The following is a 17976-nucleotide window of genomic DNA, read 5'->3' as shown; positions in this document are numbered from 1 at the left end:
AAGATGCGGCTGAGAACCGTTCTGATGTTTTCAGCCGTATCTTATTGAAAAAACTAATTTTTTGCCTATTCTTTAGCGCGAACCAACACTATTAACAATCCAAAACTTAAATCAAATCATGGATTTGAACGAAATTCTGGAACAGATTCAAGGCTTCATTGCACAGTACGCTATGCAGGTTATCGGGGCTATTCTCACACTCATCATTGGCTTTTGGGTCATTGGCAGGATCACTAAGCTGGTCAAAAAAGCAATGGACCGCCATATCGAAGAAGAGTCCGTACGCGATTTCCTGGGTTCATTGGTGGGCATAGGCCTAAAGGTACTTTTGCTGCTTAGCGTTGCCTCCATGTTTGGCATTGAAGTCACTTCCTTTGTCGCAATTTTCAGTGCCATGGCTTTTGCCATTGGGCTCGCGCTTCAGGGCAATCTTGCTAATTTTGCGAGTGGGGTGCTTATCCTGGTCTTTAAGTTCTTTAAGGTCGGCGATTTTGTGGAAGTGAACGGCCATGCGGGTACTGTTACAGATATTTTCATCTTCCACACCGTACTTGTTGCATTAGACAACCGGCTCATCATTGTGCCCAACGGGCAAATTACCAGCAATGCCATTCAAAACTACACCGCTCAGGGCATGCGCCGCCACGACCTCACCGTAGGTATTGGTTATGATGATGACATTGATAAGGCTAAGGCAATCATTGAGGAAATTGTAAAAGGGCTGCCTAATGTTGAGATTGATGCCGGCTACGATATCTTCGTCAAGGAGCTGGCCGACAGCTCTGTGAATTTTGCAGTACGCTTTATGGCCAAGAATGAGCACTTCTGGCCAGCCTACAAAGTCTTTTTTGAGCGCATCAAAAAAGAGTTTGACGCCAACGATATCGGCATCCCTTACCCACAAATGGATGTACATTTAGACAAAAGTGAGTAATTGGCAACACAAAATCAGGGTAGTTACAGCACTGCAACTACCCTGATTAAAAAAATCGCTTGCCTCGCAGCTACAGAATACGTATTTTTGCGCTGCATTTGTAAAATATGCAGGTCCCATAGCTCAGCTGGTTAGAGCAACTGACTCATAATCAGTAGGTCCTTGGTTCGAGCCCAAGTGGGACCACAAGAGGGGGCAGCAATTTGCTGCTCCCTTTTATTTAACGCTCTCTGCTACACACGTATGTCTATTTCTTTGCAGCCAAAACCATCAGCTTTCCTTCAACATACGAGCCACCGCATCAAAAGCAGACGCACAGGCGCCATGCACCGTCGCCTGATGGTCAATGGATAGCGCTTCGCCCGCGAAGAACAGGCGGTCAGCCACCGGTTCCTGAATAGCCTCGACTACCCGCCACTGCCTGTCTTCAAAATCATAGGAGTAGGCTCCCTGAATGTAAGGCTCTGCTGACCAGTTCTGAATAACGTGCTGTACATAACTGGCTGAGGCCTGACCTTCAAATATCTCATCGAGCTCTGCCAGGAACTGTTCTATGATAGCAGCATCCGTACCGAGTTGGGTGTAGGCTGTTGCTTTTTCATTGATGGCAAAGAGCCCGAGGATATGGCGGGACGATTCTTTTCCAAAGGCGGCGTTGTACACGAATTTCTCCTCTTCCCGGAACGCTTTCAGTATGGGGCCGAAGGAAAGCATATCGGGGTAAAAGCGGTCTTGAAATTCTACAAAAATTTTAATCCCATCGCCAACGCTCACCTGCCCGATCGCGTCAGTCTTGGCCTTTGGCAGCATCGGCACAAAAGCAATATGCTCACTTTGTAATATTTTAAGGGGTACGGTGAGCAGCACTTTATCGGCTTCCAATACCTGCCCGGTCTCTGTTTTGAGCTGTACTTTACCCATGGAGTAGTCGACTTCCACAACCGGAGTATTGAGGGTGATGCGGTCTTCAATACCAGGCACGATATACTCCTCAAAAAATCCAAACCAGGTAGTATGCTTAAATTTCCATTCAGAATACAACTTGCTGATGTAGTTATGGTCCCGGAGCCGGCCGTTATTCCAGGTTTGGGTGGTTTGCGGGTTGTAGACGATGATGTCGATGTCCGCATTAATATCAGGGCTGCTGAGTATATCCGACAGGATAGCAGGGTGGGTATGAATCCATTCTGCGCCAAGGTCGATAGGAAAATCAGCAAAGTCTGTTGTTTTTTTCATCCTCCCGCCCCAAACCGGAGCCGCTTCAATGACCTCAAAATCAACATCGTACCGCTGGAGAAGGTGCCCGGCAGCCAGGCCGGCAGCGCCTGCACCAACGATAATGACTTTGCCTTCGAAGGCTCCGTGCAGGTCGGGGAGGTCTAAATCGTAGCGGTTGCAGGATTCAAGTAAAAGCGAGGAAAAGAAAGGCAGCCCAATACCTGCTTTGAGGGCTTTTTCGATAAATGCTTTACGGGTCATAGGTTATGGTTTTGAATGCATGCTAATTGCCAGGCCTGCAGCTGCACTGAAGAAAGCCTGTCTGCCGTTATCGCCTCCCAGCTGCTGTCCGTAACTTGCACGAAGATAACCGCCCAATCTCTTCCGGGGAGCTACCCCTATACCCAGGCTGATGCGTGGTATAATGTACAAGCTGCCTTCCTTTTGGTAATCGATGGTGCCGCTGGCGAGGTTTAGAGTGCCTTCCTGCTTACTAAGTGTGTAGGCCAGGCTGCTGCCAATGGAAGAAGAAGCATAAAAGTATTGCCCCGGCCGGCAGCGGCGGTACTCAACCTCCGGGTGCAAAAACACCGCATCAGAAACATTGGGTTGGGCAAAATAGCCTGCCTGTGCCCGCCACCACCATTGATGTGCCCCAATTGGCTGCTTTAGTACATCCGTATAAGCAACGCTGCCGCCTATTTGGACCCCAAAAGGCGCAAAGTAACCAATGTGGAGTTCAGGTGGCTGCTCTTGTGCCTGTAACGTAGTGCCTGCCAGAATCATCAATAGTAAAAAGTACCTCGCTTGCATAAAATCCGGATATTAGACGGTAGCCTGGAAGACGTTTAAAGTGCCTCCGAATTTACTCCGCCAGACCAACGCCAGACCTTCAGCTCCCCCGATTCACAACGGTGTCCAACTGCCCGTTTGGATGGATCAAGATCTGCCGCTCCAGCAAGAACGCATAAAATTCGTCAATCTTATCGGTTCTGATGTATACCTGCCCGTAATTTTCTTTGGGGTCCATGCTGATTACCCGTCCCCGACAACGACTAGCGCACCACCACCTCATCCACAAAAAACCAGGCGGGATACCCCACCCCGTAGTGCCAGGAGGGGCAAACCTTCACGCCTTCTATCTCTACCCTGATGTAGCGGGCGGAAACGGGCGCCGGCTGCTCTGACTTTACGCCCACAAACTTGACTTCCCGGGACCGGTCTTCAGGCAATATCTCTTTGCCAAATGCCTCATAGGCGGCCCCATCTTCTGAGACGGTATAGGTGACACTTTTTGGCAATAAAATCCAGGCTCCGAGCTGATGCAGGAAGTCAGTTTCCACGGACTGTACCGGTTGCACCTCACCCAGGTCTACAATAAAGCTGCCATCCCTGCCTTCCCAGCCGATCCAGCTGTCGCCAAAGGTCGTTCCGCCGTAGAGCTCATCGGTTAGGGCTTCGGCGGCACCTTCCAGGTACCCGGGAGAGGGTGGCGCTTCCCAGATAACTTTTGCACCTGCTGCAAGGTTGCCCTCCGGTTTCCGCAGGTAGCGCTCCCGGTAAAGCCGGCAGTAGTCACCCGGGGCGTTATTGCGCTCGTTTAAGGTCTTCACCCCGTAACGGGCGGTGCGGGCGGCAAAGGTATCGAGCATAACGTTCAGGCGGACAGGGTCACGTTCAGGCATCGTGCGGGCAATCTCGAGCTCAGCGTACTGCAGTGGCAAGCGGGAACGCCTCACCCTGCGCAACAATTCAGGGTCATCTTCAACTGCCCGTTCTGCCTGGTCAAAAAGTTTATTATAACGGAAGCGGAGGCGGGAACGCAACATACCATCTTTATGCGAAACCGGCGTATCATAAATCCAGAGCGGAACCTCGTTAGACAGCAGCGCCGCCTCCAGCATCTTCTGATATTGGTACAAATTAGGCGCGGCCGCCCCGTAATAACCTTTCATAAATTCCAGCATCAGGCTATCCGCATTTTGATAGGGGTTCCAGAGCAAGCGTGAGAGCATGTAGGCCCGCAGCTCCGAAAAGTCCTCTCCCCGCTTGCCCCCAACCTGCGCAAAGTGCATGCGGACATTATGCCGGTGAAACAGCTCCATGTTGGGCTGCAATACGTGAAAATTGGGAAAGGGAGCTACCAGGTTATCAAAATTGATCCCGTAGTCCCAGACGAAAATATTATCGGAAATTTCCGCCCAGCCTTTAAGGGCTTTCACAAAATCCTGCCCGGTGGCATTATCGGTCAGTGGCACTTCCCGCTTGGCATCTATGCTGCACAGCATGATATTGACATTCGAACGAGGCCTGAGGTGCCTGGGCGGATGCATGCTATAAAGGTAGGCCAGCGTGGAAATCGTCTTGTCAGGGAAGCGGTCCGCCAGCTGATTGACAAAGTGGATGAGCGTACCGCTTGGGCTGCCCTCCCGCTCGTCTATCGCTGCACAATTATCACAGGTACAATAGGTGAAGTTACCATCGTTCTGGCTTACAGAGATAATATCGTGCTCCGGGTGAGCTTCAAATACCGAGTCCAGCTGCTGTGATACACGCTCCAGGACCTCGCTGTTGGTCAGGCACCATTGACTAGCCTTACCGGGCTGCCGTTGCCCCTTGATCAGGGAGTAGAACTCCGGATGGCTTTCGCCAAACTGATCAGAAGGCAACAGCCGGTCGAAGGTGTGTACCCACAGATTGCCGGCGAAGGCTTCGTCCGGTGCTTCCAGACGGAACCAGTACTTGTAGACGGGGTCTTCCAGGCCGTAGCTGAAGGTCTGACGGTAAGTAAAGGCAGGGTGGTCCTCCAGGCTCATCGCCGGCAGATGGATATCCGCCTGTCGGGATAAGGTGTAGGTCTCTTTCGCATAGTAGTTCATCCCCAGGTAATCATCCAGCAGGGTGACTGCCGCGTATACGCTACCGTTGCCACCGCCGCTGAGCAGACGCAGGTAGCCGTCTCTGGTATGGATCAAAAAGCCATCGTCCACCAGGCTGTCCATCACAGCGGGCGGATTGCTCCAGCTATCCAACTGGAATGCGCCAATCAACACATCACCGGGGCGGGCTCCTAAAGCATCTCGAAAGTCCTGAACGGGCAGTTCTGCCCCACTCATCTCACCAACAAACCGTTGCAACAGTGCCGCAGCCAGAGAGTCGACGGCAATGGTTTGATCAATAACGATACGGCCCTTCGGCTGTCCATGCTTCACCAATTGCACCTGTGCCCCGCTCAAAGCAGGGAAGAGGCACAGCCCAACCCACCAAAAACGAATTATCCTGTCCATAACAGCCATTTAAACCTTTACTTGATCAAAGAATAAACTTACAATTTTTCGCTCAAAAGCAGGCTTATCCTATCTTGCCACCCTAAAATCAATCAACCTGTGAAGACCATAGCTGTTATCTGCGGGGGGCAATCCCCGGAACACGAAATATCTGTCCGTTCCGCAAAAAATATATTGGCTGCAATCCGCCGGGACCGTTTTCAAGTTGTGCTTATTGGGATTGACAGAGCAGGGCGGTGGCGGCTGCAGGAAGAAGGTAGCCTGGGGCGCTTTGTTGGAGAGACCGGGCCTGAGCTGGCCATTATCCCAGGTAAAAGCACCGGGCAGTTCCTGCGTTTGGATACGCATCAGCCCCTTTCGCCTCAGCCTGATGCTGCCTTTATGATCGTGCACGGGCCTACAGGTGAAGATGGGGTACTACAGGGCTTGCTCCGCACCATCGACCTCCCGTTTGTAGGGCCGGACGTACTCGGCTCTGCCGTATCGATGGACAAAGATGTGGCGAAACGGCTACTCCGGCAGGCAGGTATTAAAGTGGCACAGGATATTGTCATCCGCAAAGGGTATGCCCGGCAGTGGACCTACGAACAAGTCACCAACAAGCTGGGCAGCCCGGTTTTTGTTAAGCCCGCCAATATGGGGTCTTCCGTAGGCGTACACAAAGTGAGCCGGGCGGAGCAGTTTGAAGACGCGGTGGCAGATGCGTTACTTTACGACCAAAAAGTCCTGATTGAAGAAATGATTAAGGGCAGGGAGGTCGAATGCGCAGTTCTTGGCAACGAAAACCCTGAAGCTACCGAGGTTGGCGAAATCGTCACTCCCGAAGAATATTCCTTTGATGCCAAATATGAAGATCCCGACACGGCAAAACTGCTGATCCCCACGGAAGTCAGACCGGAAGAGCTGCCGCGCCTTCAAGCCATTGCCTTGAGCGCTTTTAAGGCACTCGAATGTGAAGTCATGGCGCGCGTAGACATGTTCCTGACGCCCGAAGGCGACATTTACGTCAACGAAGTCAACACGCTGCCTGGGTTTACGGATATCAGCATGTACCCTCAGCTATGGGAAGCGGCGGGGCTTAGCTACTCAGATCTGATCGAACGATTGCTGGAGTTTGCCCAGCAACGGTATCAAAGGCGTAAAGCCCTGAAAACAGACTTCCGGCCTTAGCCATCCACCACCGCAATGCATTTCAGTTCGATGGCAATAGGCGTTGGCAGGCTGTCTATGCCCACTGTAGTACGGCAGGGCTGATGGTCTTTGAAGTACTCGGCGTATACCCGGTTGTAAGTATGAAAATCCCGCTTCATGTCCGTCAGAAAAACCGTTACATCCACGAGGTCTTCCCATTTAGCGCCGCTGTCTTCCAACACCCGCCGGACATTCTGAAACACAGAATGGCACTGCGCTTCAAAATCAAACCGGGTATAGTTACCGCTTGTGGAGCGCTCCAACCCCGGCACACCATCTGTCTTCGGGTCCCTGGGGCCTATCCCTGACAGAAACAGCAGATTACCAGCCCGCCGTGCGTGCGGATAGAGCCCTACCGGCTTGGGCGCACTGCCTGCATCAAATTTTTCGGAAGCCATGCTTTATGTCTTTAGAAAAACAGCCCGGCCTCACCGTGAAGCGGACCGGGCTGTCTGCGTTTTTATTATTTCTTTGCTTCGTCCCTCAGTTCGCGCCTCAGGATTTTGCCTACGTTGGTTTTCGGCAACTCTTTGCGGAACACCACCTGTTTAGGCACTTTATAACCTGTCAGCTCACCCCGGCAGTATTCGATCAGTTCTTTTTCCTTAAGGCTATTGTCTTTACGGACGACAAAAACCTTGACCACTTCGCCAGATTTCTCATCCGGCACGCCCACTGCGGCACATTCCAGAACTTTAGGGTGAGAAGCCACCACTTCTTCCACTTCATTCGGATATACATTGAAGCCTGATACCAGAATCATATCCTTTTGGCGGTCTACGATCTGCATGAATCCATCCTCGTCGAGCATTGCGATGTCCCCGGTGCACAGCCATCCGTCCACAAGTGTTTTATTGGTTTCATCTGGCCGGTTGTAGTAGCCTTTCATGACCTGCGGCCCCTTGACCTGCAACTCGCCGGGCTGATTATAGCCCAGCACATTGCCCTGCTGATCCACGATGCGGACATCAGTAGAAGACACTGGCAAGCCAATGGTCCCGATCCGACCGGTGTTATCGAGTGGGTTCACACTCACTACCGGTGAGGATTCGGTCATGCCATAGCCCTCGGAGAGCTGGCAGCCGGTCACCTTTTGCCAGGCCTCTGCCACGGAGCGCTGCACCGCCATTCCACCACCAACGGTAACCTTGAGGCTGCTGAAATCTACGGAGCTAAAATCTTTATGGTTGATCAGCGCATTAAAGAGCGTATTTACCCCTGTAACGAGCGTGACAGGATAGTCCTTCATGGCTTTGATGACAGAAGGAAGGTCTCTGGCGTTCGTCACGAGCACATTAGTGGTACCAATACTCATTAGAGCCAGGCAGTTAACCGAAAAGGCAAAGATGTGGTACATCGGCAGCGGATTGAGCGCCACCTCCTCTCCCTCTTTCAGGAATGGCATCATCCATGCACGTATCTGCTGCATGTTGGCAATGAGGTTGCGGTTGGTCAGCATTGCCCCCTTAGCCACGCCAGTCGTTCCCCCGGTATACTGCAGCAGGATCACATCATCGGCATTACCCTTATGTGCTTTGAGGGTAAACCGTTTGCCTTGCTTTAGCGCATCCGAAAAACTAACGGTGTTCGGAATATTGAAGGCCGGCACCATTTTTTTGATGTTACGGACTACGAAGTTGACGATATGCTTTTTGGGGAATCCCAGCATTTCTCCTATGCTGGTCGTGATGACCGTAGAAATATTGGTGTCCCCAATAATTTTCTCCAGGTTAGAGGCAAAGTTTTCGGCAATTACAATCGCCTTCGCTCCCGAATCCGTAAACTGATGCCGCATTTCTCTGGGAGTATAAAGCGGATTGGTATTGACAACGATCAGCCCCGCCCGAAGTGCACCAAAAAGCGCGATAGGGTACTGCAGAAGATTGGGCATCATGAGGGCGATTTTATCCCCCGGTTCCAACCCCCGGGAATGCAGATAGGCGCCAAATGCTTTGGAGTGTTTGTCAATATCTGCGAAAGACAATTCTTTGCCCATGCAGGAAAACGCTACCCGGCGACTAAACTTCTGAAAGGTATCTTCAAACATATCCACCAATGTGGAATATTCATCAGGATTGATATTGGCAGGAACACCGCTGGGGTAATTCTTCAGCCAGGGCCTTTGGTCACTCATAATCTTTTATACTCTGGTTTTTTCCGTTTTGGTTATGCCTGCTGCTACGGTTCAGCAGTGCCTAAAATAAATAATTTGTACGCACTTTTCAGATAACAGCCTATTTTATAATGGGATCTCTCTTTGAGGACAAAAAAAGCATTCGTTTGTTCCCTCTTCCACTCATCTTACATAAGGTACTAACTTACAAGGCTTTTTATTTTCATTTCCTGATAAATTACAGTACCTTTGCCCCGCTTTATGGGGGTGGTAAAACTTTAAAAGACTTAACCGCCCCATTATTCATCCTATTTTTTAACTAAAAAGCATTCTTTCAATGCTAGACGACAAAGATCTCGAAAAAGAAGAAGGGCAAGAACAAACGCCCGCTGAGCAGCCTGAGGAGACTACTCCTGCTGCAAAAAAAGAAGAAGAAACGGCCCCTGCCGCTGAAGAAGAAACAGGCGAAACAGAAGAAGCTACAGAAGATGAAGTTGTTCCTGTAGCCGAAGCTGATGATGATGAAGCGGAGGACGAGAGCGAAGAAGACGAAGACGAAGACGAGGAGGAAGAAGAAGATGAGGAAGAGCCCGTTATTGCAGAAACTGCACATGACGACTTCGACTGGTCTGCTGACCGCCGTTCCGGTCTTGCTTATACTGAGGCGGAGCGCAAAGAGCTGACGAGCCAGTATGAGGAAACGCTGACCTCCGTACTGGAAAACGAAATCGTTAAAGGTAAGATAACCGCTATCAGCGATGGTGATGTGGTACTGGACATCGGCTTCAAGTCGGATGGTCTCGTTCCTACCTCTGAGTTCCGCGATACGCCAGATCTCGCCCCTGGCGACCAAATCGACGTGTACGTAGAACAGCAGGAGGACGCCCGCGGACAGCTGGTCCTTTCCCGCCGCAAAGCAAAACTGCTGCGCGCCTGGGAAAATATCGTCGATTCCTACGAGAATGGTACTGTCATCAAAGGCACTGTTATCAGCAAAACTAAAGGTGGTCTCATTGTAGACTGCAGTGGGCTGGAAACCTTCCTTCCTGGTTCTCAAATTGACATCAAGCCAATCATCGATTACGATTCATACGTTGGCAAGACCATGGAATTCAAAGTGGTCAAGATCAACGAGCAGATCAAAAATGCTGTGGTTTCTCACAAAGCACTCATCGAGAGCGATCTCGCAGAGCAGCGTGAAGCGATCATTGCCAGCCTCGAAAAAGGTCAGGTACTCGAAGGCCTCGTGAAGAACATCACAGACTTCGGTGCGTTCCTCGACCTGGGTGGCGTAGACGGTCTGCTGTACATCACTGATATTTCCTGGGGCCGTATCAGCCACCCAAGTGAGGTGCTGTCGCTCAACCAGAAAATCAACGTGGTGGTGCTCGACTTTGATGAGAACAAGAAACGGATTTCTCTGGGTCTGAAGCAGTTGCAGCCGCATCCGTGGGAGGTCCTTGACGAAAAAGTTACAGAAGGCTCAACAGTCAAAGGCAAAATCGTCAATATCGAAGACTACGGTGCATTCCTTGAGATTCAGCCCGGTGTAGAAGGACTGATCCACGTATCTGAGGTGAGCTGGAGCAATCAGCCAATCAACGCACGGGAGTACTTCAAGCTCAATCAGGAGTACGATGCAAAGATTGTAACCATTGACCGGGATGACCGCAAGATGTCTCTTTCTATCAAGCAATTGTCTAAGGATCCATGGAGCGAGATTGAAAATAACTTCCCCGAAGGCAGCCGCCACACTGGTGAAGTGAAAAATCTCACCCCTTATGGCGTATTCGTTGAGCTTGAAGAAGGCATCGGTGGTATGATCCATATTTCTGATCTGTCCTGGACCAAGCGATTCTCTCACCCATCTGAGTTTACGAAAGTGGGCGAGAACATCGACATCATGATCCTCGAAATCGATAAGGACAACCGTAAACTCTCACTCGGCCACAAACAGCTGGAAGAGAACCCATGGGATACTTTCGAAAATGTATTCCCGGTAGGCTCTTACCACGAGGGAACGATTGTTCGCCGCGACGACCGGGGCGCTATTGTTCAGATGCCATACGGCCTGGAAGCTTTCGCGCCGATCAAGCACATCCGTAAAGAAGACGGTCAGCTTGCAGAGGTAGACGAAACCCTGACGGTAAAAGTGATCGAGTTCAACCGTGATGACAAGCGTATCCTCGTTTCTCACATGCGCTACCTTGATGACATCCGCCGCGAAGCGAAGGATGAGGTGCGCAAAGAAAAGCAGGAAGAGCGCAAGCAGACCCGACAGGCGGTCAAGAAGCAGCAGTCTACTGTTGAGAAATCCACACTGGGTGACCTCGACGTGTTCAGCCAGCTGAAAGATCAGCTTGAGGACAACGGTACTGACAATAATAGCGACGATGACAAGTAGGTAAAGCGCGTCATTTAACGCTGAAGCAGATAAAGACCTGCAACCCTTTGGGTTGTGGGTCTTTTTTTTATCCCTAAAAAATATTATTTTGAAAATGCTATTAAGAGCAGCGTATTAAATCACTTAACAATACATCTCAGAAGCCTTATGGAAATGAGCGCTCTAAAAACGGTTGCCGCGATTTGTTTTTTCAGCTTTTTCCAGCTCTCGGCACAAACCCCAATCATTAACCTGGAAGATAAGTATCCATATGGTACATTATTGAACAAGGATAACTTAGAGGAATATGGTCTTGATATCAAGACCTTACTCCAAGCGCAAAAACAAGAAGCAGCAGTTGAACATGTTAACCGCTTTTTTTTACCTCAATTGACGTCATTAGAAAAGTTATATCCAAAGCAGCTCCTGATTCCCTTGGTATGGGGCAATTTTTTATTCTCCAGCTCTCGGGAAAATAGCTCCAAAGCCAAATTACTAGGAGAATTATACCTATCAATTATCCGGTCTCATCCGGATTGGATAAACCTTGAGGATCAGTTTACAGTAATGTGGAGAACCGCTATAGCATATCGGGAACTTAACGAAATAGAAAAATCTGAAAACCTATTTGATAACTGCTTTTACTTACTTGATAATGAAAGCTTACCAGATGAAGATGGGCTCCGTGGGGATTTATATTCATCTTTAGCTACTCTCAAGTTGAATAAACGACAAATACTGGACACCAAGCCCATACTAGACAGTGCAAAAATTTACTGTTCCTCATATAGAAAATCGTGCTACTCTATTTATATTCTAAATCTAGCAGATTACTATGAAAGCGTGAATGAAAGAGATAAAGCTGAGAATATTCTTTTGAAATTCATCAATGAAATAGAGAACCATCCAAACCGTTTTACTCCAGCGACTCACTTTTCAGCATTGAGAGACTTAGCGAATGTTTATTATTACTTGGGGCAATATCAAAAAACTATCGAATATTACCAGGATGCACTTGAAATACCCAATATAAAAGCATCAAATAGAGTAAATTCTTATATAACCCTAGGCGCCACTTACTCGTGGTCAAAAAATTATCATAACGCTGAAAATTACTTGAAGAAAGCACTCGAGTTTCAGAAATACGCTCCGAATTCACCTTTCCCATACGACCCCTTTGAGTCGAACCTACAGAGGTTATTGATAAATATCTACTTCCTAGCCCAAAACGAGCAATACCACTATGCCGATGGCGGCACCCTTGACAACCTTCGCGCCTCCTATGACTATCAGGAGCAGTATCTTGATCTGCTTGAATACATGAGCAAAAACCTCAGCCCGACCTCATCCCGGTACTTTATCGACCGGTTTTACTACATGTATGAAGAGGCTATTTATGTGCGCTACAAATTGTATGAAGAGACCCAGGACGCTGAATACCTTGAGGATGCCTTCAGGGTAGCCGGGCGCGGCAAAGCTATACATGTGCGGGAGGCAGCTCAGAACGCTGCCACCGAACAAATCTTCCCGGCGCGCCTTTTGCAACGTCGGTATGATTTGCGGAAGCGCTATGTCTCCCTGGAGAACCGGCTTTATGAACAACAGGAGGCCGGAAATGCTTCCTCCGCCCTTGCAGACTCCTCCCTACAGGCCAAAAACGAATACCTGAGGTTTTTGGATAGCCTGGAGCAGGCCTTTCCAACCATGCAGCAAATGTGGGACATACCAGAACCACCTGAGCCTAAACTTGTGCAAAAGCAGCTCAGGGAGGACAACCGGGCGATGGTACTGTACTTCATTGGCTACCAGTATGTCTTTTTGTTTTTACTGGACGGAGAGGATATCGTGCTCTACAACACGAAAATCCCCGAGGGGCTTTCCGGGCAGGTTAGCAAGATGCGGGATGCCTTGTACGAATGGGCTCTGCACCCTTCTGATGATTTGGTGGAGCAATATACAAGCAGCGCGCACTGGCTGTATAAAAAGCTGTTGCAGCCTGTAGACAGCCTGCTTCCGCAACGGTTATTGATTGTTCCGGACAATTGTGTGGCTTATATCCCATTTGATGTCCTACTGCGGGAGAAGCCTGTACCGGAAACCCCTTTTCAGGATTACCCCTACCTTATCCAGGACCATCAGATCAGTTATGCGTACTCTCCGTATGACTTTACCAAAAAGCCGCAGGGCAAACGGCACAAACGGGCAGCCGTTCTGGGGTTTGCGCCTTCCTTCAGGGACAGCCCGGCTATCCCTGAAACCGTGGCGAACCGGAGAGGCGAATTTGGCCCTTTACTGGCCAACCAAGATGAAGTCCGCCAAATATCCGATTTTTTTTTAGTCCGAAAATTTGAAGGAGAAGCTGCGACCAGAGAGGCTTTTCTGGAGAATGCAAGCTATTATAAGGCCCTTCATTTAGCTACGCACGCCAAAGCCAATGACAAAAAGGGCGATTACTCTTACCTCTGTTTCACAGAAGTATCTGATGATACCACTACGAGCAACCGCCTGTATGCCAGTGAGCTCTACCTTATGAACCTTTCCGCTGACATGGTCGTCCTGAGTGCCTGTGAGACCGGGCTGGGAGAGCTATCAAAGGGCGAAGGAGTGATTAGCCTTTCTCAGGCTTTCTCAAAGGCCGGTGCAAGGAGCCTCATCACCACCCTTTGGCGCGTGAGCGATCAGGCCTCCGCTACCCTGATGAATAGTTTCTACAAACATCTACACTCCGGGAAAACCAAGGATGCAGCCCTGCGCAACGCTAAACTGGATTACCTGCATGAGGCAACAGGCAGAGGGGCCCACCCTTTTTTCTGGGCTGGCTATGTCGCTCAGGGAGATATGGCACCACTTCAGCTTTCTTCAGGATATTTTATATGGTGGATATGCCTGTTTCTATTGGTGCTATTCGTAATTTTGGGCGGTTTAATCAGATCGAAAAGACATAAAGCCCATGCAAAGAATTAATGTAGAAATCAAAGCCCGTTCCCAAAATCCGGCAGAGATACACGCGCTGCTCGCTGCTCAACAAGCAGAGTTTCTTGGTACCGACAAACAAAAGGATACCTATTTCAAAGTCGACAAAGGCCGCCTGAAACTTCGGCAGGGCAATATTGAAAATGCATTGATCCACTATTTTCGCGACAATCAGGCCGGCCCTAAACGGTCGGATATCTCTATGTACAAAACGGAAGGCGGAGTGGAACTAAAAGAAGTGTTGCAAAATGCGCTGCCTATACTCGCAGTAGTTACCAAACGCCGGTCTATTTACTTTATCGAAAATGTAAAATTCCACGTGGATGAGGTGGAAAACCTGGGCTCCTTTGTAGAGATTGAAGCAATTGACAGGGACGGCGACATCGGAGAGGAAAAACTCCGGGAGCAATGCCAGTATTACCTGGACCTCTTCAAAATAAAGTCTGAAGACCTCATTGAAGTATCCTACAGTGATATGATGATCGCACAGCAATAAGGCCCAAGTGGCACCTGTGTGTGATGCGTAATAAGAAAGGCGCCTTCCGCAAATCTGCGGAAGGCGCCTTTTTGTATGTCTAAATCAAATCCGGATTTAATCCAGTGTCTGCTTAATTTCTACGATCTCATAAGCTTCAATAATATCGCCTACTTTGATGTCATTGTAGTTCCTGACCGACAGACCACACTCCATGCCAGACTTCACCTCCCGAACGTCATCCTTATAACGCTTGAGGGAAGAAAGCTCAGCCGTTTGACCCTCTTTCACCGGATAGGTCACAATGCCATCACGGATAATCCGGATTAGCGAGTTGCGGTTGATTTTGCCTTCCTGTACGAAACAGCCGGCAACGGTGCCCACTTTACTGATTTTGAAGGTTTCGCGAACCTCAACCTGAGCAGTAATCTTCTCCTCTTTGGTTGGTTCAAGCATGCCTTCGATAGCAGCACGGACTTCCTCGATTGCTTCGTAGATAATGGAGTAGGTATTGATTTCCACACCTTCCCGTTCCGCCAGCTTCCGGGCTCCCATAGAAGGACGAACCTGGAAACCGATAATAATGGCATCAGAAGCAGAAGCCAGCAGTACATCAGATTCAATGATCTGACCTACAGCTTTGTGGATCACATTCACCTGAATGGACTCGATAGACTGTTTGATTAGGGAATCTGATAATGCCTCTACAGAGCCATCCACATCACCCTTAACAATCAGGTTCAGTTCTTTAAAGTTGCCCAGTGCAAGTCGGCGCCCGATTTCATCAAGGCTGATACGCTTCGTAGCACGGTTGGCTTGTTCTCTCGAAATCTGAGCCCGCTTGGTGGCCAGTGTTCGTGCTTCCTGCTCATTTTCCATCACCCGGAAACGCTCACCAGCCTGTGGTGCTCCGCCCAGACCTAACACCAGGACAGGGCTGGAAGGCCCAGCTTCATCCACGCGCTTTCCGCGCTCATTGAACATCGCTTTCACCTTACCTGAGTGCTCACCAGCAACCATTGGGTCTCCAATCTTGAGCGTACCTGTCTGTACCAGTATTTTGGTGACATAGCCCCGCCCTTTGTCAAGAGAAGCTTCAATAACCGCACCCACCGCTTCACGGTCAGGATTAGCCTGAAGCTCGAGCAGTTCTGCTTCGAGCAGGATTTTCTCCAGCAATTCGTCAATACCCTGCCCGGTCTTCGCTGAGATATCCTGAGACTGATATTTACCGCCCCATTCTTCCACCAGGAAGTCCATGGAAGCCAGCTCTTGCTTGATCCGTTCGGGCTGTGCCCCCGGCTTATCCACCTTATTAATGGCGAATACCATTGGAACACCTGCCGCCTGTGCGTGGCTGATAGCCTCTTTGGTTTGAGGCATAATATTGTCATCTGCAGCGATAATAATCACCGCGATATCCGTTACTTTGGCACCACGGGCACGCATGGCCGTAAAGGCTTCGTGACCAGGTGTATCCAGGAAGGTAATCTTTTTAGTGATATCATCTTCTTCACCGAGGACTACTTCGTAGGCACCGATGTGCTGCGTGATACCTCCGGCCTCATCATCAGCCACTTTCTCCTGTCGGATATAGTCAAGCAGAGATGTCTTACCGTGGTCAACGTGCCCCATAACGGTTACGATTGGTGCGCGAGGCTCCAAATCTTCCGGGTCATCGATGATCTCTTCTTCTTCTTCATCTTCTTCCCCGGCATTGATGAACTTCACTTCGTGGCCAAACTCTTCGGTGACCAACTCGATAATTTCCGCATCAAGGCGCTGATTGATGGAGACGATCACGCCAAGGTTCATACAAGTAGTGATGACATCCGTGACGGCAACATCCATCATATTGGCGAGTTCCTGAACGGAGATAAACTCTGTGACTTCCAGGAACTTGCTCTCCATTTCCTGCTCGCGCTCTTCCTGACGCTCTCTTAGGCGTTCACGGTTATCACGGCGCAGCTTTTGGCGTTTACGCTTAGTGCCACCCCCGGAAATCCGGGCCATGGTAGCCTTGATTTTATCCTCAATTTCTTTTTGGGAGACCTCCTTAACTTCATCATCCTTCTTACGGCCCCGCTTGGCGGTACTGCGGCTTCTGCCCTTAGCCGTTCCGGACTTTCCTGAACCACTATCAGAAGGAGCAGCGACTTTTTTGCGCTTTCGCCTGCGTTTTTTGCGCGGCTCATCATTTGAAGCTCCGGTGGTCCCTTCTTTCTTTGGTTCCTCTTTCTTCTTTTTCTTCCGGCTGGACCGATCGACTTTATCTACATCGATTTTACCCAGAATTTTGAGGCCTCGAAGTTCTGGAGCTTCTGCTTTGACCACGCCCGTAGGCTGTGAAGCTGCCGCATCGCCAGTTTCAGTTGCTTTATCAGAAGCCCCTGCCTCCTTGCCGCCGGTTGGAGCCTCCGCTGCGGTTGGCTTGGACTTTTCGTCTGAGCTTGCTGCCTGTTCCTGTTCCGGTGCCTGTTCTGGTGCGTCGTCTGCCTTATCAGGTGTAGATGGCACGTCCCCTTTTGCTGCCGGAGTAGCCTCAGGCTTGGGAGCCTCTGTTTTAGACTCCTCTTTTTCAGGAGCTTTAACTTCTTCTTTAGGTTCCGGAGCGTCTTTCTTTGCAGCTGGTTTTTCTTCTGCAGGCTCCGGTTTGGCAGGCGGTGCCTCCGTTTTGGGCGTTACAGGTTCTTCCTTTTCTGCTTTTTCAGATTCCGCTTTGGGCGGCGTTTCTGTTTTTTGTTCCTTTGGCTGCTCCGCAGGCTGTTTGCGGCCCTTATTGGAAGCGTCAAGGTCAATTTTGCCTAATACCTTCAACCCTGTTCTCCTTTCAGCAGGCTGTTCTGTTTTTTCCTCTTCTGGCTTCGCTTTGACTTCAGGCGATGGAGCAGCTTTTTCAGGAGCAGCAGGTTTTGGAGCAGCAGGTTTTTCTGTAGCGGGAGTCGTCTTCTCAGTGGGAGGCGGCACTTTCGCAGCCGGTTTTTTAACCTCTTCCCTGGGTTTGGAAGCAGACCTTTCCGGCATTTTGTGTTCCCCTTTTTCAGGTTCTTCTGCGGAGGGGCGATTGCCAATCACTAACTGATCAGCTTTTTCCTTGATAGCGATAGACTTTTGGAATTCCTTGAGGAGCTCAGTATACATTTCGTCCGAGATCTTAGCGGTAGGCTTGTTCTCGATCTCGAACCCATTGTTAGTAAGGTGCTCTACGATGGTAGAGGTCCCAACATTTAATTCTTTAGCTATCTTAACTAAACGTTTCGCCATTATAAAGTTTTAGTACTTTTTGCAACGTCTGCAGATAGGCAAGAGCTTCTCTTTTCCTTTACATATCTTACTATCTTTTTTGGATGAATAAAATAGAAAGTAACATACCAAAAGCTTTCAACCTACGCTACAATAATC

At 49.6% G+C, this 17976-nt stretch carries 11 protein-coding genes and 1 tRNA gene; 6 read left to right on the top strand and 6 right to left on the bottom strand.

Annotation, left to right across the window (positions count from 1 at the left end; all coding sequences use genetic code 11):
- Positions 1–118 precede the first annotated feature (118 nt).
- Complete coding sequence (locus tag ACO08I_RS17510) at positions 119–934, top strand: mechanosensitive ion channel family protein (RefSeq protein WP_282779806.1); 816 nt, start codon at positions 119–121, stop codon at positions 932–934.
- Between the two features lie 112 nt (positions 935–1046).
- Positions 1047–1120: transfer RNA gene (locus tag ACO08I_RS17505), tRNA-Ile, on the top strand.
- An 84-nt stretch (positions 1121–1204) separates the two neighbouring features.
- Here the strand turns inward: ACO08I_RS17505 and ACO08I_RS17500 are convergent.
- The 3 genes from ACO08I_RS17500 to ACO08I_RS17490 form a co-directional block, all read right to left on the bottom strand.
- Positions 1205–2413 (bottom strand): flavin monoamine oxidase family protein, encoded by a 1209-nt coding sequence (locus ACO08I_RS17500; protein ID WP_421946620.1) that lies wholly within the window; start codon positions 2411–2413, stop codon positions 1205–1207.
- 3 nt (positions 2414–2416) lie between these two features.
- Entirely contained in the window at positions 2417–2965 is a 549-nt protein-coding gene (locus ACO08I_RS17495) for a hypothetical protein (protein ID WP_421946619.1), read from the bottom strand.
- 242 nt (positions 2966–3207) lie between these two features.
- Positions 3208–5439, bottom strand: a complete 2232-nt coding sequence (locus tag ACO08I_RS17490; protein WP_421946618.1) for a DUF4838 domain-containing protein — start codon at positions 5437–5439, stop codon at positions 3208–3210.
- Positions 5440–5538: 99 nt separating this feature from the next.
- Between ACO08I_RS17490 and ACO08I_RS17485 the strand changes: the two genes are divergently transcribed.
- Entirely contained in the window at positions 5539–6609 is a 1071-nt protein-coding gene (locus tag ACO08I_RS17485) for a D-alanine--D-alanine ligase family protein (RefSeq protein WP_421946617.1), read from the top strand.
- Here ACO08I_RS17485 and ACO08I_RS17480 read toward each other — a convergent pair.
- Both ACO08I_RS17480 and ACO08I_RS17475 read right to left on the bottom strand, forming a co-directional pair.
- Positions 6606–7028 (bottom strand): RidA family protein, encoded by a 423-nt coding sequence (locus tag ACO08I_RS17480; RefSeq protein ID WP_044218904.1) that lies wholly within the window; start codon positions 7026–7028, stop codon positions 6606–6608. The two genes, ACO08I_RS17485 and ACO08I_RS17480, sit on opposite strands and share 4 nt — an antisense overlap.
- 65 nt (positions 7029–7093) lie before the next feature.
- Positions 7094–8764, bottom strand: coding sequence for an AMP-binding protein (locus ACO08I_RS17475; RefSeq protein WP_421946616.1), 1671 nt, complete (start codon positions 8762–8764; stop codon positions 7094–7096).
- A 316-nt stretch (positions 8765–9080) separates the two neighbouring features.
- Here ACO08I_RS17475 and rpsA point away from each other — a divergent pair, with 316 nt between their 5' ends.
- From rpsA to ACO08I_RS17460, 3 genes are all read left to right on the top strand, one after another.
- Positions 9081–11147, top strand: coding sequence for a 30S ribosomal protein S1 (gene rpsA / locus ACO08I_RS17470; protein ID WP_421946615.1), 2067 nt, complete (start codon positions 9081–9083; stop codon positions 11145–11147).
- A 147-nt stretch (positions 11148–11294) separates the two neighbouring features.
- On the top strand, positions 11295–14090 hold the full coding sequence (locus tag ACO08I_RS17465; RefSeq protein WP_421946614.1) for a CHAT domain-containing protein: 2796 nt from the start codon (positions 11295–11297) through the stop codon (positions 14088–14090).
- On the top strand, positions 14077–14595 hold the full coding sequence (locus ACO08I_RS17460) for a class IV adenylate cyclase (protein ID WP_044218895.1): 519 nt from the start codon (positions 14077–14079) through the stop codon (positions 14593–14595). Before ACO08I_RS17465 ends, ACO08I_RS17460 begins: the two co-directional genes overlap by 14 nt.
- A gap of 96 nt (positions 14596–14691) precedes the next feature.
- On the opposite strand, the gene infB is transcribed toward ACO08I_RS17460, so the two are convergent.
- Complete coding sequence (infB, locus tag ACO08I_RS17455) at positions 14692–17838, bottom strand: translation initiation factor IF-2 (protein WP_421946613.1); 3147 nt, start codon at positions 17836–17838, stop codon at positions 14692–14694.
- Between the last annotated feature and the right edge of the window lie 138 nt (positions 17839–17976).

This window comes from Phaeodactylibacter xiamenensis (assembly GCF_965229835.1).
Taxonomy (GTDB): Bacteria; Bacteroidota; Bacteroidia; order Chitinophagales; family Saprospiraceae; genus Phaeodactylibacter; species Phaeodactylibacter xiamenensis.
This window is presented reverse-complemented; position numbering and strand designations above follow the sequence as displayed.